18 protein-coding genes are annotated in these 20,496 nt (G+C 39.0%); 11 read left to right on the forward strand and 7 right to left on the reverse strand.

Annotation, left to right across the window (positions count from 1 at the left end; all coding sequences use genetic code 11):
* The first annotated feature begins 75 nt into the window (after positions 1–75).
* The 3 genes from ACAN53_RS11345 to ACAN53_RS11355 all read left to right on the forward strand — a co-directional run bounded on the left by ACAN53_RS11345 (position 76) and on the right by ACAN53_RS11355 (position 3,952).
* On the forward strand, positions 76–1,824 hold the full coding sequence (locus ACAN53_RS11345; protein WP_379970006.1) for a glycoside hydrolase family 13 protein: 1,749 nt from the start codon (positions 76–78) through the stop codon (positions 1,822–1,824).
* Between the two features lie 512 nt (positions 1,825–2,336).
* Positions 2,337–3,569, forward strand: a complete 1,233-nt coding sequence (locus tag ACAN53_RS11350) for an ammonium transporter (RefSeq protein WP_379970008.1) — start codon at positions 2,337–2,339, stop codon at positions 3,567–3,569.
* A gap of 20 nt (positions 3,570–3,589) precedes the next feature.
* Positions 3,590–3,952 (forward strand): P-II family nitrogen regulator, encoded by a 363-nt coding sequence (locus tag ACAN53_RS11355; RefSeq protein ID WP_379970010.1) that lies wholly within the window; start codon positions 3,590–3,592, stop codon positions 3,950–3,952.
* A gap of 66 nt (positions 3,953–4,018) precedes the next feature.
* Here the strand turns inward: ACAN53_RS11355 and asnB are convergent, their stop codons facing one another.
* Positions 4,019–5,866, reverse strand: coding sequence for an asparagine synthase (glutamine-hydrolyzing) (asnB, locus tag ACAN53_RS11360; RefSeq protein WP_379970012.1), 1,848 nt, complete (start codon positions 5,864–5,866; stop codon positions 4,019–4,021).
* Between the two features lie 190 nt (positions 5,867–6,056).
* On the opposite strand from asnB, the gene ACAN53_RS11365 reads away from it, so the two are divergent.
* Positions 6,057–6,611: a DUF2777 family protein gene (locus tag ACAN53_RS11365; protein WP_379970014.1), complete on the forward strand. Its 555-nt coding sequence runs from the start codon at positions 6,057–6,059 to the stop codon at positions 6,609–6,611.
* Positions 6,612–6,680: 69 nt separating this feature from the next.
* Here ACAN53_RS11365 and ACAN53_RS11370 read toward each other — a convergent pair whose 3' ends face one another.
* Positions 6,681–7,580: a fumarylacetoacetate hydrolase family protein gene (locus ACAN53_RS11370; protein WP_379970016.1), complete on the reverse strand. Its 900-nt coding sequence runs from the start codon at positions 7,578–7,580 to the stop codon at positions 6,681–6,683.
* A 241-nt stretch (positions 7,581–7,821) separates the two neighbouring features.
* Here ACAN53_RS11370 and ACAN53_RS11375 point away from each other — a divergent pair, with 241 nt between their 5' ends.
* The 7 genes from ACAN53_RS11375 to ACAN53_RS11405 all read left to right on the forward strand — a co-directional run bounded on the left by ACAN53_RS11375 (position 7,822) and on the right by ACAN53_RS11405 (position 10,155).
* Complete coding sequence (locus tag ACAN53_RS11375) at positions 7,822–8,034, forward strand: aspartyl-phosphate phosphatase Spo0E family protein (protein WP_379970018.1); 213 nt, start codon at positions 7,822–7,824, stop codon at positions 8,032–8,034.
* Between the two features lie 175 nt (positions 8,035–8,209).
* The gene (locus ACAN53_RS11380; RefSeq protein ID WP_379970020.1) at positions 8,210–8,431 is read left to right on the forward strand and encodes a spore germination protein; all 222 of its coding nucleotides are present in this window, start codon (positions 8,210–8,212) and stop codon (positions 8,429–8,431) included.
* A gap of 13 nt (positions 8,432–8,444) precedes the next feature.
* Complete coding sequence (locus ACAN53_RS11385; protein ID WP_379970022.1) at positions 8,445–8,654, forward strand: spore germination protein GerPB; 210 nt, start codon at positions 8,445–8,447, stop codon at positions 8,652–8,654.
* 24 nt (positions 8,655–8,678) lie between these two features.
* Positions 8,679–9,293, forward strand: a complete 615-nt coding sequence (gerPC, locus tag ACAN53_RS11390) for a spore germination protein GerPC (RefSeq protein WP_379970024.1) — start codon at positions 8,679–8,681, stop codon at positions 9,291–9,293.
* 5 nt (positions 9,294–9,298) lie between these two features.
* A complete protein-coding gene (locus ACAN53_RS11395) occupies positions 9,299–9,487 on the forward strand; it encodes a spore gernimation protein GerPD (RefSeq protein ID WP_379970026.1) in 189 nt (62 codons plus the stop codon).
* A gap of 16 nt (positions 9,488–9,503) precedes the next feature.
* Entirely contained in the window at positions 9,504–9,869 is a 366-nt protein-coding gene (locus ACAN53_RS11400) for a spore germination protein GerPE (RefSeq protein ID WP_379970028.1), read from the forward strand.
* A gap of 70 nt (positions 9,870–9,939) precedes the next feature.
* A complete protein-coding gene (locus ACAN53_RS11405) occupies positions 9,940–10,155 on the forward strand; it encodes a spore germination protein (protein ID WP_379970030.1) in 216 nt (71 codons plus the stop codon).
* A 47-nt stretch (positions 10,156–10,202) separates the two neighbouring features.
* Here the strand turns inward: ACAN53_RS11405 and addA are convergent, their stop codons facing one another.
* The 5 genes from addA to aceA all read right to left on the reverse strand — a co-directional run bounded on the left by addA (position 10,203) and on the right by aceA (position 20,478).
* Entirely contained in the window at positions 10,203–13,892 is a 3,690-nt protein-coding gene (addA, locus tag ACAN53_RS11410; RefSeq protein WP_379970032.1) for a helicase-exonuclease AddAB subunit AddA, read from the reverse strand.
* Positions 13,889–17,368: a helicase-exonuclease AddAB subunit AddB gene (gene addB, locus ACAN53_RS11415; RefSeq protein WP_379970034.1), complete on the reverse strand. Its 3,480-nt coding sequence runs from the start codon at positions 17,366–17,368 to the stop codon at positions 13,889–13,891. Before addB ends, addA begins: the two co-directional genes overlap by 4 nt.
* A gap of 57 nt (positions 17,369–17,425) precedes the next feature.
* Positions 17,426–17,968, reverse strand: a complete 543-nt coding sequence (lepB, locus tag ACAN53_RS11420; protein WP_379970036.1) for a signal peptidase I — start codon at positions 17,966–17,968, stop codon at positions 17,426–17,428.
* A gap of 211 nt (positions 17,969–18,179) precedes the next feature.
* Positions 18,180–18,767, reverse strand: coding sequence for a competence protein ComK (locus ACAN53_RS11425; RefSeq protein ID WP_379970038.1), 588 nt, complete (start codon positions 18,765–18,767; stop codon positions 18,180–18,182).
* Between the two features lie 433 nt (positions 18,768–19,200).
* Positions 19,201–20,478, reverse strand: coding sequence for an isocitrate lyase (aceA, locus tag ACAN53_RS11430; protein WP_379970040.1), 1,278 nt, complete (start codon positions 20,476–20,478; stop codon positions 19,201–19,203).
* Positions 20,479–20,496 lie beyond the last annotated feature (18 nt).

Genomic DNA, 20,496 nt, shown 5'->3' on the forward strand with positions numbered 1-20,496 from the left:
TAATAACCTCTATAAGTAAGACGACGTATGAATTTGTATATATAGAATACGATCCCTTTATAGGAGGAATGTAGCATGCTTAAAGAAGCTATTTATCATCGTCCAAAAAATAATTATGCATACGCATATAATGAAAAAACCCTTCATATACGTTTGCGTACAAAAAAAAATGATATACACGAAGTGTCACTTCTTCATGGTGATCCATACGATTGGAAGGATGAAAAATGGAAATATAATACGTCTCCTATGAAAAAATTGGCCACTACGGAGCTTTATGATTATTGGTCGATTACCATTACTCCAGATTTTCGTCGTCTACGCTATGCCTTTTTGCTTCGGGATCATTGTGAAACTACTATTTTCACTGAAAAAGGCTTTTACAAAGAGCCCCTCACCGACGATATAGCTCCCTATTTCTGCTTCCCCTTTATCAATCCTGAAGATGTATTTTCTGCCCCTTCGTGGGTACAAGATACGGTTTGGTATCAAATTTTTCCAGAACGATTTGCCAACGGGGATTCTTCCTTAAATCCTGATGATACACTGGCGTGGGGAAGCACCGATCCAACACCTATTAATTTCTTTGGAGGAGATTTCGAAGGGATTATTAATCATATTGACTATCTCGTTAAATTAGGCATTTCCGGCATTTATTTTACCCCTATCTTCAAAGCTACATCCAACCATAAATACGATACTATTGACTATATGGAAATTGACGCTCAATTCGGAGATAAGGAAACATTCAAGCGTCTTGTGGAAGTGTGCCATAAAAATGGCATACGAGTCATGTTAGATGCTGTCTTTAATCATAGTGGCTTCTATTTTCCTCCGTTTCAAGATGTAATAAAAAACGGGGAACTTTCCCTCTATAAGGATTGGTTTTATATACATAAATTTCCAATCGTTACCGAGCCCATCCCGTCCTATGATACATTTGCATTCACATATATGATGCCAAAGCTTAACACCGCTCATCCTACTGTTCGCGACTATTTACTAGAGGTAGGTCGTTACTGGGTTCGTGAATTCAATATTGATGGTTGGCGCCTTGATGTTGCAAATGAAGTAAGTCATGACTTTTGGCGGGAATTTCGAAAGGAAGTAAAGGCAATCAAGCCCGATGTATATATTCTAGGAGAAATATGGCACGATAGCATGCCATGGCTGCAAGGAGACCAATTTGATGCCGTCATGAACTATCCGTATACAAATGCTGCCATTAAATTTTTTGCAGAAAATACGATTCATGCCGAAGAGTTTGTATACAGAACAGCAGAAGCAATGCTCATGTATCCTACCAATGCAACGGAGGTTACTTTCAACTTACTTGGCAGTCATGATACACCTCGTATTTTAACAGTTTGTAAAAATAATAAGGATATAGTAAAGCAGTTATTTGCGTTCCTCCTTTCCTCTTCTGGATCTCCTTGTATTTACTACGGAGATGAAATAAGCATGAAAGGGTCAATGGATCCCGGTTGTCGTGCATGTATGATATGGGATAAAGAGAATCAAGATTTAGATATGTTCGAATTTATTTCACATCTCATCCTACTCCGCAAAACAATTCCTGCATTTGGTAACAAAGGTACAATTGATTTTATCAAAGCAGAAGGATCTCTCGTCATGTATAAAAAAACGTTTGATGGACAAAAGATTGTATTTGCCTATAACAATTCTTCTGGCCCATTGCGAGTAAACGTACCATCCGATTCTCACATCAAACAATTTCTTTATGCAGATTTCCGATTAAAAGAAAAACTACATTCTGCTGAGATTACATTAGGTGCACATGGCTTAACAATATGGGAATGCTAAATAATGACTGAGGTAAGTGGAACGACTTATCTCAGTCATTCACTTTCTTCTATTCACACCTCATCCGGCAATTAAGCTATCGCTAGCTATAACGTGCATTTCATGTTCATTTTCACATTTTGTGCTTTCTGAAATGTGAAATTTCCTACCATGATAGAAAGTTTCTCCATACGGAATATTCATAAACTACCCAGATATAGTCTTTGGAAACACGAGTGTTTATATAGCGACACAAAAGGCCTTTTACCTATTTTACATTTTATTACTTAAATGGTTTTATATTTCTAACATAATGTTATGTTTCCTTACATATGAATACGATTTCATTATAATACACTTTTAATTTATAAAATCTTTACAATTTTTCACCGATTTTATCTTGCCAAAATCCAGATTAGCCACTATGATACTAAATATAACATAAAGTGTTAGGAAAACTAACACAAGGAGATGCCAGTCTCAAGAACTCATGTATCAATTTAAAATTTTATTCATGAAATGGAGGATTCAACATGCAAGGTCTAAACGGTAGCGACACAGTCTTTATGTTCGTATCAGCAATCATTGTCATGCTTATGACACCTGGACTCGCACTTTTCTACGGTGGTATGGTAAGAAGTAAAAACGTATTAAGTACAACAATGCACAGTTATTCAGCATTGGCAATTGTTTCAATACAATGGATATTATTTGGATACTCGCTTACATTTGGTACAGATTGGAATGGAATAATTGGAGGACTTAACTTCGCAGGTTTAACCGGCGTTGGATTTGATCCTAATGCCGATTATAGTGCAACAATTCCTCATGGTTTGTTTATGCTCTTCCAACTAATGTTTGCAATTTTAACTCCAGCTCTAATTTCCGGAGCATTTGCAGAACGTATGAAATTCGGTCCTTTCCTAGCATTCATTTTCCTTTGGTCAACACTTGTTTACGATCCACTTGCTCACTGGGTATGGGGTGTAGGAGGTTGGCTTAGAAACTTAGGAGCTCTTGACTTTGCTGGTGGTAACGTCGTTCATATTTCTTCTGGGGTATCTGGTCTTGTTCTTGCAATCATACTTGGTAAACGCAAGGACTTAAAAACAGTTACACCGCATAATCTTCCTATGACCGTACTAGGTGCAGCTTTACTTTGGTTCGGTTGGTACGGATTTAACGTAGGTAGTGCTCTTTCCTTCAACTCAGTTGCATTAACAGCATTTATTAATACAAATACAGCAGCAGCTGTAGCAGCAATCGCTTGGGTTGCATGTGAATGGATTCTTACAAAGAAACCTACTATTCTTGGAGCAGTGAGTGGTGTGATTGCTGGTTTAGTAGCTATTACTCCAGCTTGTGGTTTCGTAACTCCGATGGCTTCCATTATCATTGGTTTAGTCGGTGGTATTGTTTGTTACTTCGGCGTATCTTATTTGAAGAAAAAGTTGGGATACGACGATGCACTTGATGCATTTGGTGTTCACGGTATTGGCGGAACTTGGGGCGGCATTGCAACTGGATTATTTGCTACAAAAACAGTAAATGATGCAGGTGCTAACGGCTTATTCTATGGCGATCCTTCCCTAGTTGGTAAGCAGTTGATTGCAATTGTTGCTTCCTATGCTTTTGCAGCAATCGGTACATTTGTTATCATTAAAGTGATTAGCCTCTTCACTCCGATTCGTGCTAGTGAAGAAGAAGAAGCTCTTGGTCTTGACATCTCCATTCACGGTGAAAAAGCTTATCACGAAAGTATATAATAAGAAGAGGGTGATATACGATGAGTGAAACAATTACTAAAATTGAAATCATTACACGTCCAACTAAATTTGAGGAATTCAAACAAGAATTAGCGAAAATTGGTGTTAGTGGTATTACTGTAACCCATGTATTAGGTTGTGGCTTACAAAAAGGCTTCACAGAAGTGTATCGCGGTGTTCAACGTGAAATTACAATGCATGAACGTTTAAAAATTGAAATCGTAGTTTGTAAGGTACCTGTAAAAGACGTTGTTGATACAGCAAAACGTGTTTTAAACACCGGAAAACCTGGAGATGGAAAAATTTTTATCACTGAACTTAGTAATGCAATAAAAATTCGTAATGGCGTAGAAGGTTGCGACGCTCTGCAAGACGAAAAATAAGATTACTTGTTTCCTAGAAAGGAGCTGTGGTAATAACCACAGCTCCTTTAATTTTATCTTTTCAAATTATGATTCTTTAATTGAAATATTGTAATGCGTAAACCATACATCGATCTGCGCTAGATGTGCAAGCAGTTGTGGACCTGTCATAAGCTGCCCAAACCAAGGCGTCGAAAAGGCAGTTCCTTCTGAATCAATAAGATTCTGCAGCTGCTTCGAATCAAATAATTCATGTAGCATACTGCTCTTTTTCAAAAGAATTTCCTTTAACCAAGCAACTACTGCTTTTGTATAGTATGGATTATGCGTCTTTGGATACGGGCTTTTCTTACGGTATAGCACTTCATCAGGTAATACCCCTTCAAGCGCTTTTCGTAATAATCCCTTTTCTCTTCCGTCGTGCATTTTCATCTCCCAAGGTACGTTCCATACATATTCGACTAACCTATGATCGGCAAAGGGAACACGTACTTCTAAGCTTGCCCCCATGCTCATACGATCCTTCCGATCAAGAAGTGTCGTCATAAACCAAACCATATTTAAATAGAATAATTGACGTCTCTTTGCTTCAAGCGGTGTTTCTCCATCTAGCCTAGGAGTTTCCTTCACCGTTTCTTCGTAACGTTGCTGTACATAGTCACGCAAGTTCAGCTTCTTTCTCCATTCAGATCGTAGCAGTGTTTCACGTGCTTCTGTTGAACGCATCCACGGAAAGGAATTTGCCTCCAAGTCAGTCTGTTTATGAAACCATGGATAACCCCCAAATATTTCATCTGCACATTCTCCTGATAAACTTACAACGAATTTCTCCTTAATTTCTCGGCAAAACCACAATAAGGATGAATCTACATCAGCCATACCTGGTAAATCACGAACTATTACCGCTTCTGTTAAATAAGCTGCAAGCTCTTCATTCGAAATCATGCAACGGTGATGATTCGTACGAAAGCGATCTGTCATAAGGTCAATCCAATACCCATCAGCATTTGGCTGAAATGAATTTGATTTAAAATACGTATCATTTCCTACATAATCAATCGAGTACGTATGAAGGGGGTCTTTCCCCTCATGCGCATAAGCTTCTGCTGCAAATGCTGTAATGGCGCTCGAATCAACCCCTCCAGAGAGGAATGTACACAGAGGCACGTCAGATACGAGCTGTCTTGTAATGGCATCTTCTAGTAAATAGCGAACCTTTTGGACCGTTTCTTCAAACGTATCGGTATGCTTACGACTTACCACATTCCAATAACGCCACTTCCGTAAACCATTCGTAGAAAACGTCATCACATGACCGGGACGAAGCTCATCAATCCCATGAAATACACCATGCCCTGGCGAGCGAGATGGACCTAGACCAAGTACCTCCGCTAATCCTTCATACGTTACTTCTGCACTTACAGTTGGATGAGCCAAAATAGCTTTTATCTCCGAACCAAATAACAATCTGTTTCCATCCTGCTTATAAAACAACGGTTTTACCCCAAGCCTATCCCGCGCAAGAAATACTTGTTCCTTTTCACTATCCCACACCGCAAACGCGAAAATACCATTTAAATGATCTACACATGCTTCTTTCCATTCCATATAAGCGGATAGCAATACTTCTGTATCCGAATGTCCTTGAAATGTATAGCCTCTTTGTAGCAATTCACGACGAATATCCTCTGTGTTATATAGCTCTCCGTTATAGCAAATCGTATAGAGATGATCCTTTCCTCTTGTCATCGGCTGCTTTCCGCCCTCTGGATCGACAACAACTAATCGTTTATGACCAAATATGGCGTGCGTGGATGAATATACATTCGAATCATCCGGTCCACGCTTCGAAAGTGCATTCATCATTTTCATAACTGTTTCCTGTTCATTCTTAACTGTACGTGCATACTCAACCCAACCGGTAATTCCACACATACCCCTCATCCTTTCTAAAATCTTCATATTTATAAAGATACATTGGGGTGTTCGTTTCAATCGAACAAAGCGCTGCTTTCTAACCTTGCAAGTTGGTTTCATTGTATGCCTCTAAAAGTAAAAACGTGCCTATATCGTTATAAATCGTCGGAAACTTGTCGATACCAATACTACAAAGGGAGGAGATATTATGTTAAATCGCTATCACATCATGCGCAATCAACAACGCGCCTATACAATAGGAAGTATCGAACATATTAATACAGAATGGATTTTCTTTGATGAAGAAAGTGAAGAAGCTAGCTTAGTGGCAGATATTGTTCAAGATGGATTTGAAATACTATACGAGCAACATTGGATACCAGCCCATTTGTATGAAAATGATATTATAAAAATAGAGCACACATTGCATCACCTACAAAACAAAGATATACTTCGTGTCCCTAAAAAACTACAGTATTCCTATGAGGTATGGCTAACGGAGTTATCAGATCCATCATTCTACACATTTGCAAGCATGCTACAAGAACTGGGCTATTCCGTATATGATTCGATTTTCTGTCATAATAGCTTACAATTTCAAAGTAACTTTCAGCTCAAACAAGGAGTTAACTTTATTGTATACGACAACGGCGATTTCGTCTGCTCGGTACAACATCAGTATTTACGGGGAATAGAAATAGAAAAGGACACATTTACATTCACTCGTGCCGATGGCGAAACAAGGATACAAGAAAGTATATAAAAAACGAACTGGTAAACTGACAGTTCGTTCTTTATATAAGCCAAGCTCATACTGCCCTTAAGAGAGCAATTATTTTACTTCGTTTACTAATGTCCCAATGTTTTCTATTGAAATTTCAATTACGTCGCCTGCTTTTAAATAACTTGGTGGTTGTAATCCCAATCCCACACCCGCTGGCGTCCCAGTTGTAATAATATCTCCAGGCTCAAGCGTCATTCCCTTACTTAAGATAGATAGGACCGTACGAATATCAAACATCATTTTCGATGTATGGGACGATTGACGAACTTCTCCGTTCACCTTTGTTTCAATTGTTAAATTTTGTGGGTCTTCAATGCTGGAACGGTCTACAATAACAGGTCCCATAGGACAAAATGTATCTAAGCTTTTGCCTAGAAAATATTGTTTATGCCGATTTTGCAAATCACGTGCACTCACATCATTTATAATGGTATAGCCAAATATATAAGAATATGCCTCTTCTTTCGAAATAGCAGTTCCACGTTTCCCAATAATGATGGCTAGCTCTCCTTCATAATCAACCTGGTTTGTTACGTCTGCATGACTTTCAATATAATTTCTATGTCCGATTACAGTAGTAAGCGCTTTTGTAAAAAATAAAGGATGTTCCGGAATGTCCGAAACACCCCCCATTTCAATAGCATGTTCTCTATAATTTTTACCGACACACATAATATTTTTCAGTGGGCGTGGAATCGGAGCAAGCAGCGTTACTTCTTCTAGCTGATACTGGCCAATAGGCTGTTTCTCGTTTGCCATATGTACAATTTCTTTTGCCTGTTCAAGAAAGTCTTCTCCCGCTTCTATACACTCAATCATCGTATTCGGAATGCTCACCTTGCCCATTAACGCTAACTGCGCTTCTTGCAAATGAAGTACCTTCGTGAATGTTTCATCCATAACCCCTACAAATACCGTTTCTTCTTTCTTAGCAGTTACAAAATTCATTTCATCACTCCTTTTATCTTTCTACCTTATGTACTTCGAATGGGAACAAACAAAATCCTGCTTATTTCGGCAAAAGCTCCTTCTTTCATTTCAATCAAATTATTATATTGCTAAAATTTGTAGAATTCTATACTCTTTTAGCGAAACTGTTTTCTTTTGGAAATAAAATTGTATAATAGGATATAGAGAAAGTGATAGAAGTAATTGCTCTTTATTATTTCAAAGAGATGGAGCCAAGGATATGCTACAACGAGCGATTGAAGAAAAACGAGAAATGATGAAAAACTTGGTTAATCGATATGGAATGACAGCTGAAGTCACAATTAGCTGTAGTCAAGAATTAGACAAGCTCTTAAATAGAGTATTACTAGCACAGTTAGAAGCTAACAACAGCTACAAACAGAAAAAAGGTCTTTCTCTTAAACCAACTGATTATATAGAATACAAAGGATAATCAATTTCTTTCTCGAAAAACACGATTCCTTTACATGAAAGGTGATGGAACAACGGTACTTCATACCATTGTCCCGTCACCTTTTTTTTTCGTTTTCGAAAGTTTTATACACGTTCTCAGGCATTTACCCATACAATTACATATACGAAACTTTTTTGATGAAGGATGTTAGACGATGCCTGCAATTGTAGGAAATGTAAATATTGTCAATATAGGATCGAGCGGAGTATTTCACATTGGCGATGTGTTTGTCATTCGTCCTATTTCCTACGCCAAAACGATTGCTGGTTCAGGATCCTTTAATGTCGGAGAAACGATATCCGTCTATAATTATCAAAATGAAACGAATGTAAACGATCCTGATTATAATGATCAACCCATTACCTTTACGTACTAAGGAGGAGATGATCGTGAATCTATATGTTCAGCAAAGCATTGTTATTCATAATCTTCGGGTAGGAAGCATTACTACTTCCTCTGTATTTCAAATTGGGAGCGCAGGAACGATTAAAGCACTTTCGAAATTTTCCAATACTGGTGGATTTACAGAACCTGCTCGTCCATTACAAGCAAAGGGACAAATTATTACCATTGCCTCTTCAGATGATTCTGCCAAGTAGGTTCCTTTGAGAGGAGGGAAGATTATGAATCCAGATTGGGTTACTTTTACCACACAGCTTCAGCAAGCCCTAGTACAACAACAACAACGACTAGAGGAGTTAGAAGCGATCATTCGATCCATGCGAGAGGAAATTGATGGACTAAAACGAAATCCTCCCTCTTCTATAGGAAAAGTTGAATACAAATTTGACCAACTGAAAGTTGAAAATTTAAATGGAACGTTAAATATTGGTCTTTCCCCTTTTGCAAAAAAAGAAAATGTGATTGAAGACTTTGATGTGGGTACAGAAAAGCTAAAGGTCAATCCTGAAACCGAGGTAAATCCCGACTTCTACCAAGATTTAATCCAGGAGATGAATCGTTATTTATCAGAAGAAGCATACGGGCGCATTATTCAGTTAGAAACAAATGAGCGAACATCCATTGATGATATGTACAGGCAAATGATGATTGATGACATAAAAAAACAGATGGAGCATCGACTTCCTTATTATTTATCACAGGTACAGCCATATCCGGAGATTACTTCTAATCCAGCTTATATGAAAGAGATCATTATTCAAAACATGAAGCAAGATATTGACAAGGCATTTTTAGCGTTCATTCAACACTTACCTCATCATGTCCGAAAGGAGTAATTTGCATGAATTTCACGGTTGTCAATTACGAGCTTAATGTGGGAAGTATTAAATCACTTGGAGTTTCTGCTGCATCCCTCTTTTTAGTAGGGGATGCAGATGTCATTATCATGTCCTCTATTTTGGACACACCACCTGAATCATTAGCCAAAGGACCATTCGTACCTCTCGTTTTAGGTGTACCTACATCATAGTAATAGGAGGCTAGGAATGTTTAGTCGATTTTCTGTAGTAGATCAAATAAATATCACTTCCCTCGGTCTTGATGGTGTAACGCAGCTGGGTGATACGAATACGATTGCAGCAAAGAATAGAGCAGTTGCTATTCAAAAAGAGGGAAATCAATTTTCTTTAAATGTAGCCCCCCTTACATCCTTTTCAATGTTTACAGACTATGAAATTACAATACCTACTAGAAGAAAGGAGGTACGGCTGCATACGATTAATGAATGTCCATTTATTCATGTCAATCAGATTACAGTAACGTTCATCCAAAGTGCCGCTGTTTTTCATGTTGGCAATGTAGATTATGTATTTACAAATTCTCGACTCTTACAAATACGGCAATTTGAATAAGGGAAAATAACACATAATTGATCCTTTTCATATACTACTTACAGGAAAATACGATAAGAGGGTGAAAGTATTGCCATCATTTGTAGGAAATGTAGTTGTACAATCGAGTACAGGTTCGTTTAATTTAGGTGATTTCTATAATGTATCGCCAAAGGAAAATGCAAAGACATATAACGGTTCAGGTGCATCCAATACAGGCTTTGTCATCAATACATTTAACGGCATTAATGCGACGAATACATTGGATCCAGATGTAAACGATCAGAATACAGCTGGAACTGCTTAATGTAATCCAAACAGCCCGTTACAAGAGTAACGGGCTACCCTCCTTTATTAGTCAACTTGTAGTATATGATGACCATCAAAAAAGTACAGGTATTTTTCCTTCACCTTTTTATGGATTCCTTCTTCAACCGCTTTACTATAAAGAACCAGCTGCATTTCATAACGCTTCAGCAGTTCTGACCGTGCCTGTTCAAAGCCACCAGGAAATTTACCTGTAATACGGTCGGTTTTAAAATCAATCAATACGATTCCATCCTCTTCTTCAATCATACAGTCAATAACCCCTTGCACCAGTACTTCTTCCTCTTCCCTTCCGTTCCAATCTGCGTAGGATTCACTTGCATGTACCGTCATCGAAAAAGGAACTTCACGCTCTGTTTTTCCGTTTAGCATACGTTGACCGAGTGGGGAGTGGAAAAATGTAACGATGTCTTGCGGAACAATAGTTACAGCTTGTTCATATGTTAAAAGTTCATTATTTACCATCTTTGCTAATAGTTCTTCTATATAATCAGTGGTAACCATTTCCCGAAGCGAGATATGCTGCATCACAAGGTGAACTGCTGTCCCGTATTCAGCACCTGTTAGCCCAGTACGCTCCATAAATCTCGGTCTCGTGCCGATTGGAGTCATCGCCTGACTAGAAGTTCGTCCCTCTTCTTCAATTTGATAATTCCGTTTGATTTCAGTTACAGTCTGCTTTGCACGATGCTCGGTCGCTGCTTGAAAAGGATAGGTCCATGTAAGACGAGCTAGCACTTCATCATGCTTATCCGAGATTACATCAACTTCCTGATGCTTTTGAAGAGAATCTACTAATGAACGTTGCACGTCGTCCAGCTGCTCGGCAGGAGATAATATCGCTGCCTGAACAGGGCGTATCGTCCATGATGAATCATCATTATATACAAAGGACGGGATGCTAGTTGTAAATTCCGCAACCGAACTACTCGCTTTATGGCGCAGCAATGCATATCCGATCCAGTCCATATAACAGGATGATCCAGCTCGAATGTAGTCAGGAAGCAACCAATTCTCATGCTCCCGCATATCTCTCCATTTGCTAAGGGAGTCTTCCATATCTTTCACCGTTCCAATTAAAATGAGCTTTTCTTTTGCTCGTGTTAACGCTACATAAAGTACACGCATTTCTTCGGCAATCAAATCCAATTTCATTTTTCGTTTTATTGCAAGCTGCGGCAATGTTTTATATTGAATCCTTTTCTTCGGATCAATGAACGGGGAACCAAATCCTAAATCTTTATGAAGCAAATAACGGCGATTTAAGTCTTGTACATTAAACTGACGATTTAAACCTGCAACGAATACAATTGGAAACTCTAGTCCTTTACTTTTATGAATCGTCATAATCCGAACAACATCTTCTTGTTCTCCAATAGAACGTGCTGTCCCCATATCATCACCGCGCTCTACGATTCGCTCAATAAAGCGCAGAAATCGAAACAGCCCCCGAAAAGAAGTTGCTTCATATTGACGTGCACGATCATACAGAACACGTAAATTTGCTTGGCGCTGCTTACCGGATGGCAATCCTGCAACAAAATCGTAATACCCTGTTTCACGGTATATCTTCCAAATTAAATCTGAAAGGGGCTGCTGGCGCGCAAAGCTCCGCCATTCTTGCAGAAGCTCATAAAAAGAGGAGATTTTTTCATACATATTCTCTCCTTCATCTCCTTCATGTAAATAAGCAAGAAGGACTTGATAGAAGGAGCCTCTCTTTTTAAATATTCGCAAATTCGCCAATTCTTCATCCGTTACCCCTACAATCGGTGAGCGAAGAACAGAAGCAAGTGGAATATCCTGAGCGGGATTGTCAATCACACGAAGTACATTAAGCATAATATGAATCTCGGTCGCCGCAAAATAACCCGTGGAAAGCTCTGCATACACAGGAATGCCTAGTTGCTTACATTCTTCCACCATCACTGGGGCCCACGGCATCGAGCGAAGTAAAATAACAAAGTCACGATAGGAAACCGGACGCATTGTATTCGTCTTACGGTCGAACACCTCATAGCCAGATGCAACCATTTCTTTTATGCGCCGTGCAAGGAACCTAGCTTCAAGCTGTGACGCTTCCCATTCCGTTTGCTCATCCTCTTCTTCGTCCGAGTCCTCCTTGTGCTGATCAATAATAACCCATTCAGCTGCCGCGTTCTTAGATTCTGGATAACTTGCCCCTAACTTTAGCTCAGCATCCGCATTGTACTCAATTTCGCCTACGGTTTCCCCCATAATTTGCCGAAAAATAAAATTCGTTCCTGCCAATACTTCTTGCCGGCTTCGAAAGTTTTTCGCTAAATCAATACGCATACCGCCGTCCTTACCATCTGGCGTAAACGCTTTGTATTTTCCTAAAAAGAGACCCGGCTCTGCAAGGCGAAAGCGATAAATAGACTGCTTTACATCCCCTACCATAAATAGATTTCCATTACGTTCCGATTCCTTCGTTACAAGCTGCAGAATACGTTCTTGCACCATATTTGTATCTTGATATTCATCCACAAGCACCTCTAGAAATTTATCTTGGTACTGAATAGCAGCAGATGACGGCTTCATTCCATCAGATGAATCAGAAAGTATTTCCAAGCAATAATGCTCGAGATCCGTAAAATCAACAATGCCTTTGTCACTCTTACTTGCTTGAAATCTCACGCTAAATTCTTTTACAAGTTCAACAAGCTTGGCTAACACTGGCTTCATTTTCAATATATCCTGGATAAAATAAACAGGGCTTCTACTAAAACATTCTTCCTTTAGGTTTTTCACCATCTCCTTTGCTTTATTTCGAAGCTTCTCTGTTCGGCTAAGCAATTCCTCATCATATTCGCTTTTTTTAATTCTCGGCAAGGTAGCCCATTTTACCTGTTGCATCAACTCATATGTTTCGGTCCAAGAATGACTAGCTGCATCTAATAATGACTGAATTACTAGTTGGTCTCCTTCAAACACAGAAGCCCTAGGCACCGGACCATCTGGCAACGTAGTAAGTAGGAGTGCTTTCTTTATACAATCATAAGCGCCTTGTAGCGTAATTCTCGTGTCATTAAGAAGAGTTTTTGTATACGGTAACTCTTCAATCGTTTTCCCTTCTACGTCATACATCGAAACGAGCTGGTCTAGCCATGCATTCGGACTTGGATGAGCTCGGGATTCCAGTAATAGACGGAGGATCATCTTTTGAATGTCGTCATCACTGCGATCATTCGTATACATATCGACTAATTCAAAAAATAGATCATTTTGCTCCGTTCCGTACTGCTCTTCCAGTAAATCGCCAAGTACTTCTTCTTTTAACAATTCAATTTCTGTTTCATTTGCAATACGAAAACCAGGATCCAGCGAAATCATAAAATAATAAGAACGAATTACCTGCAAACAAAAGGAGTGCAGCGTTGAAATAGAAGCACGATTTAACAAGGTAAGCTGTTTTCTAAGATGATATGAATCCTCATGAGAGGACAATTCCTTTTCTAACGCTTCCCCGATACGCTTTTTCATTTCCTGGGCAGAAGCATTCGTGAACGTTACAACAAGGAGACGATCTACGTCCTGCTTCCCTGTGACAATTTTTTTAATAATCCGTTCAACGAGAACAGCTGTTTTTCCAGATCCTGCCGCTGCAGCAACAAGAATATCACGATCAGCCTCGGTAATGGCCTTCCATTGTTCGTCTGTCCATTGACTGTCTTGGGGTTTACCTATTTCGGTCATCTTGATTCCTCCTCTCCCATTTTTTCTAATGCTTCTTTACTCTTGAGATGAGCAAGTAAACGATAGTCCGTTATACTTTCATCGAATTGACAAATTGAACGAAATTTACAAAAGGTACACGCTGTTTTCTTATTCATTTTGTACGGTGCTATATCAATCTTTCCATTTGATATATTATTTCCAATTGTTTCAAATGTACGGTGGACATGCTTCTTTAGTACATCGAATTCCTGCTCGCTAGCAACGGATGAATTGCTATAAAAGCTGCCATCCTTTTTTAAACCCGCAGAAACGATTTGGGACATACCCGTTTCTAGTGTTTTATCCATAACGTGCATAACCTTTGTATCTGCTAGCATTAACCCCTTCATCTTAAACTGTTTGACAATTTCACTTTCAATGTCTTCCTCCGACAAATTTGCCTTTACATCAATAATTGGATTATGAATATGAAAATAAAGAACACCAGCTGGTACGACCTGATTGCCATTTCTTACCCATTGATTCGCATTTTCTATAACTACATCCAAATACGTAAGCATTTGCAGTGATAATCCATAATACACTTCCGTCATATCTAATACTTTATTACTTGATTTATAATCAATAATCCGCAAGAATGTCCCATTTTCTCCTTCCGCACGGTCCACGCGGTCAATCCTACCAACAATATTCATATTTACTCCATTTTTCAACTGCAATTTAACAGGTGGCAAAGCAGCTTGTCCCATGCCAAACGGTACTTCTAAGCCTACGGGAACAAATCCACTCGCTCTTTCATGCTCACTTAATACAACAGAGGCACGGTACACAATGTGCTGTAATTTTCGTTTTAAATATTGATGACGGTTCGAACTAAGTAAAATTTCCTTTTGCAATAGAGGAGCTAATGTTTCAATGGATTCATCTGCTAAATGTTCACATTCCTTCTTCGTTAAATCTCCCCAGCTACGCTTATGTGATAAAAGCTGCTCGGCAATATTTTTCAAGGCAGCATGAAACAGTTCTCCAATGTCAGGTGCTTCTATTTTATATATATCCCTCTCACGAAGCCCTAATCCATATTGAATGAAGTGCGCATAAGAGCAACGCTGAAATAGCTCCATACGTGACACACTCCCCGTCATTTCATCCCCGTACAATTCCTTGCTTACGGTTGGACCTAGCTTACGGGCTTCATTTCGGTAAAATAAACTGGACAAAACACGTTTACTTCGTACCTTCCACGCATCGTTTGTCACATAAAAATTGTATACATCCCACCAAAACGATAAATCACTTTCATACTGGTATCTTTTCCACGTTTGCAGTTGTTGTGTTACATACGTTAAAGTAGCAGCTGGTGTTTCCACGAAGGAAAGTTGTTGTTCCTTCGATACATCATTTACATCATTCGTTGCAAATACTTCTTGGACGAGTGGAAGCATACCTCGTATTTTCTTAAATAAGCTCGATGCAAGCAATGTTTTTCCTTCTTCATCTGCAAAGGGACAGGAAATAAAAAGCATTCGGGAAGGCTTTGTCAAAGTTTCATAAATTAAGAACTGCTCTTCTAACAAGGATTGTCTACTCGTAGATGCCATTTCCATCCCATTTAGAAGCAACATTTCTCGTTCCTCATCTGAAAGAACTCCTTCATCTGATGGAACCGCCGGCACAACCCCTTCGTTTACCCCAATGAAAAAAAGAGCAGAGATATTCGTTACACGAGACGTATCCATATTTGCGATAAGTACTTGATCCAGCGATGGCGGGATGTTCGCAAATTGTAAAGATTCTAGTCCTGTCGACAAAACATGAGTAAACAAATCAAGAGAAAGCTTCTCATTCCCTAGCATTTCTACAAAAGTATCCAACAGATGTATAACCTCATCCCAAACTTGTTCATGATCTTTCGCGAATAATAGCTGTCCCTTTTCTTCTTCTTTTTTCCGAAGTTCTTCTAGTTTTTTCGGAACTTGTAATTCTTCTAAGAAAAGATAAAGTGCCTCGCACATACCTAGTACGGATTTTGCACGCTTCAACCTGTTTTTCAACGCTAGAATTGGCTTTGCAATCCAGTCACGAACTCTGTTAATCTTCTCTTCCATTTCTTTATCACGATCTGTTTGCCCGGCACTTATACCATCTAATGATCGATATCTACGGTATGTCCATCGTTCAGTTGATGTCCAACGACTACCTTGCACACCATATGCAAGACAGTAGTTTTCAAATTCATCAATTTCTTGCCGTATCGTTTCTATATCAGAATGAAGAGGGTATAAAAGCTCTGTTTTTACACAGCGAAAGATAGCATCATAGCGCCAATTTCCATTTATCACATCGAAAACGGAGCGAATCAATTCTATTAGCGGGTGATGTAGCATCGAACGCTTTTTATCGATAAAATAGGGAATATTATAATCTTGAAACATCGTTTGAATGATATCGTAATAGCTTTCCCCATTTCGAACTATTACCGCTATATCTCGGTACCTGTATCCATCTCGAACGAGCTGACGCATTTCCCTTGCAATGGTCTCTACTTCAGCACGACGGTTCGTAGCTGCAACTAATGTAACATCCGGTTTTTCCCCAAAATAAGGATAAGGACGTACATCATAATTTTTCTCTATATGAGCGAGCGAGCGGCTTGTTTGAAAACGTTCCTGCCTAGTTAATTTCACCGGTTCTTCTACACGTACCCCAACTTCTTTAGCAGCACGCAATAAGCGATTATAGGTATGCCATGTTCGATAAAATAGATTCAACTCATTCTTCTGTTCCTTCTCTTCATCAAGAGTTAACGCAACCGTAACGTGACAGCCACTGCGCATCAGCTGCTTTAACACATCGAGTTCTTGCGGCAAAAAGGTATGAAATCCATCCACGTACACCATAGCATCTTTAACATAATTCGATTGCGGAACTTTTTCAATTAATAGCTGGATATAATCTTCTGCATCTAAATATTTACCTACTAATGCGCGTTCAAAATCCTCATATAAAAGCTGTAAATCATGAAGTTTATTTGCAAGCAACGGTTGTTCTCCCGTATCTAGCTCCTGTGACAGTAGGTATATATCGGATGGTGTAACATTATGACGCTTCCATTCTGCAATCATCGCACTCAACTGATCAAAAAATCCATTTTGATCAGCTGCCTTATGAAAAATGGTAAGTTCATCCTTGCGTCCTTCCACAATTTTCCGAAGAAGCATATTGACACCGGCACCATCAATATGAAGACGACTTGACCCTCCTACCTCCTGAAGCACACGCCAAGCAAGCCGGGAAAAACTAAATACTTGCGCACGTATGGAGCTTCGTACCGTGCGATGCAACGCTTGTTGTGCTTGAAATGTCATTTGTTCCGGAACCAAATACAAAATCGAAACTCCCTGCGGACTAGATTGCATTTCCGTCTGTATTTCATGTAATATGGTTTTACTTTTTCCACTACCAGCTCGTCCAATTATAAAGCGAAGTGACATACAGCTTCTCACCCTTCCTTAAAGAAAAAAAGGTAACTCGATAGAATCGAATTACCATCAAAATGTAACTTGTAACTCATCAATCGGCCAATATCGTAAGTCTACTTTCCCAACAATTTGATGTATATCTACGAATCCAAACTTTCTGCTATCCCAACTCTCTAATCGATTGTCTCCGAGGACAAACAGACTATAGTTAGGAACTACAATTTGTCCAGTTACTTCCTTAAGTGTAAAGTCTTCCGTCAGTAATCCTTTCGAAAGTCGTTGTTTGTAAGATTGTAAAAACGGTTCTTGTATGAATACACCGTTAATATATAGTTTATCCTGTTTATATTCGATGCGATCTCCCGGCAAGCCGATAACACGCTTTACATAATCTTCCTCGCTGCTTGCATGAAAGACAACAACATCAAAACGATGCAGTTCTCCCACTTGGTGAAATATTTTATTGATAACGATTAAGTTTCCATCCTGAAGTGTGGGCATCATTGATTTTCCTTGAACGACATAAGTTGAGAGGAAAAAGGTTCGAATGGATACGGCTAAAAGAATAGCTACTCCTAATGTTTTCACCCAAAACAAAACTTCTTTCTTCATAACGATTCCTCCTCGTTACCATTGCCAAGGCCAAAACTGGTAAACCCTCAGTCTTTTTTCTATTGTATCATTATTTGAGATATTTTCTAAGCAGAATACGAAGATACCTGCTGCGTGAAAATCAATTCATTATATAGGAAAAAGTACCAAGAAAAATGCATATCATGCGTTTTTCTTGGTACTTTATTATCCATTCACCGTAAGATAAATCTTATTCGTCATGCTCGGCAACATATATATTTTCATCCTCCGATGCGTGTTCAAATAGTTCATCTTTGTCAGCAAATTGAAAGGACTTTAAATTTTGCCTATCTTTACGATCTTCAAAAGCTGAACGTAGCTGTGCAGTTCGATGCAGTTGATTTTCAAATGAGCCTTTTGAGATTTCAAAATTAATCACTTTACTATTACTAAATGTAATAAGTAGGGTATTGTGTGGAAGAGATTTACTAGATGTGACGTGATAGTGGGATACCCATGCACACTCTTTTCGTGTGTATGACGATGTTGGAAAAAAATAAATATTGTCTGTAGGACTAATGCAAATCGGGGCTTTGTGAGTTACGCCAATAAGTTCCTTTGTTCCTTCTTTTCGACCAGCAAAACTGCTACCAAAATAGCGACAGCTTTTTTCAATGATTTCAAATGGACTCTGTAAGACGAAAAATTCATCCTCTTCCTCAATGACGCTCGAAATAATACGCTCATCCCGAATGACTACTGGAAGAATAGCAATTGTTTTTCGGTTCAAAACATATTCTTTTAAAAACTTTATAAGCTTTACGTTCAACCTCTTCACTCCTTTTCAAATTTGTAGAAATATAAGGCTTATTGTTACATTTGGATTATACTATTTTCCATTCTATCAAAATGTTTATTTTCAATATTTTTACATTTTTATAACAAAAGAGGGTACGATTCTCCTTTGTTATAAATAGCTTTTCATACATTAGAAATCAGCGAAATCGTTCCCTTATACAAAGCGTAAACTAATTCGATTATTAAAAATCTGATTTCTATTTTTACTTGTACCAACTGTTCATAGGCATGTACTTCACGATTATCAATTACCTTGACTTGATATTGTAAATTGTATTTACAATATCACAGCTTCCTCGGTGGAATGCCAATTGAATGATTTTGATAGTTGGAATTTCCAGCACGACTTTTGGGGAACGTGCGCCAAAAAAAAAAGAAGGATAGGGGTTAGCCCCTATCCTTCTTTCATTCTCTTATTTTGTAAATTGTGCTTCTTCTGTAGAACCTTTCAATGCCGTTGTGGAAGAAGTTCCACCTGTAACAACTTGAGCAACTTGGTCAAAGTAACCTGTCCCTACTTCGCGTTGATGACGAGTTGCAGAGTAGCCAAATTCTTCTGCAGCAAATTCTCTTTGTTGCAATTCAGAATAAGCAGCCATACCGCGCTCTTTATAGCCACGTGCAAGATCAAACATGCCATAGTTTAATGCATGGAAGCCTGCAAGCGTTACGAATTGGAATTTGTATCCAAAAGATGCGATTTGTTTTTGGAACGTTGCAATCGTTTCATCATCAAGCTTTTTCTTCCAGTTAAAGGAAGGTGAGCAGTTATACGCAAGCAATTTGTTCGGGAATTTCTCATGAATCGCGTCAGCAAAGCGCTTTGCATCTTCCAAATTTGGTTCAGATGTTTCGCACCAAATTAAATCTGCATACGGCGCATAAGCAAGACCGCGAGCAATTGCTTGGTCTAAACCAGCACGAGTACGGAAGAAGCCTTCAGCTGTACGTTCGCCAGTAATAAATTCATGGTCAAGCGGATCAATATCACTTGTGATCAAATCAGCTGCGTCTGCATCTGTTCTTGCAACAATTACAGTAGGTACGCCTGAAACGTCAGCTGCAAGGCGTGCTGCAATTAGATTACGAACCGCAGTTTGCGTTGGAAGTAAAACTTTTCCGCCCAAGTGGCCGCATTTTTTCTCAGACGAAAGCTGATCTTCGAAGTGAACCCCAGCAGCTCCAGCTTCAATCATACCTTTCATCAATTCGAATACATTTAATTGCCCGCCAAATCCAGCTTCTGCATCAGCTACGATTGGTACGAAATAATCAACGTCTCCGCTACCTTCCATATGCTGAATTTGATCCGCACGTTGAAGTGTTTGGTTAATTCGTTTTACAACAGCCGGTACACTGTTTGCAGGATATAAACTTTGGTCTGGATACATTTGACCAGAAAGGTTTGCATCAGCTGCTACTTGCCAGCCGCTTAAGTAGATTGCTTGAAGACCAGCTTTTACCTGCTGCATCGCTTGGTTCCCCGTTAGTGCTCCTAATGCATGAATGTAATCTTCTGTATGAAGAAGATTCCATAATTTTTCTGCGCCTCGGCGAGCAAGTGTATGTTCAATTTCAACCGAACCACGAAGGCGAAGTACATCCTCTGCAGAATATGGACGAACCACACCACTCCAACGATTATCTAATTCCCACTGTTCTTGTAATTGTTTTGCTTTTTCATTTGTCATTTTATTTCATCCCCTTTT

Source organism: Ectobacillus soli (genome assembly GCF_042610425.1).
Taxonomy (GTDB): domain Bacteria; phylum Bacillota; class Bacilli; order Bacillales; family Bacillaceae_G; genus Ectobacillus.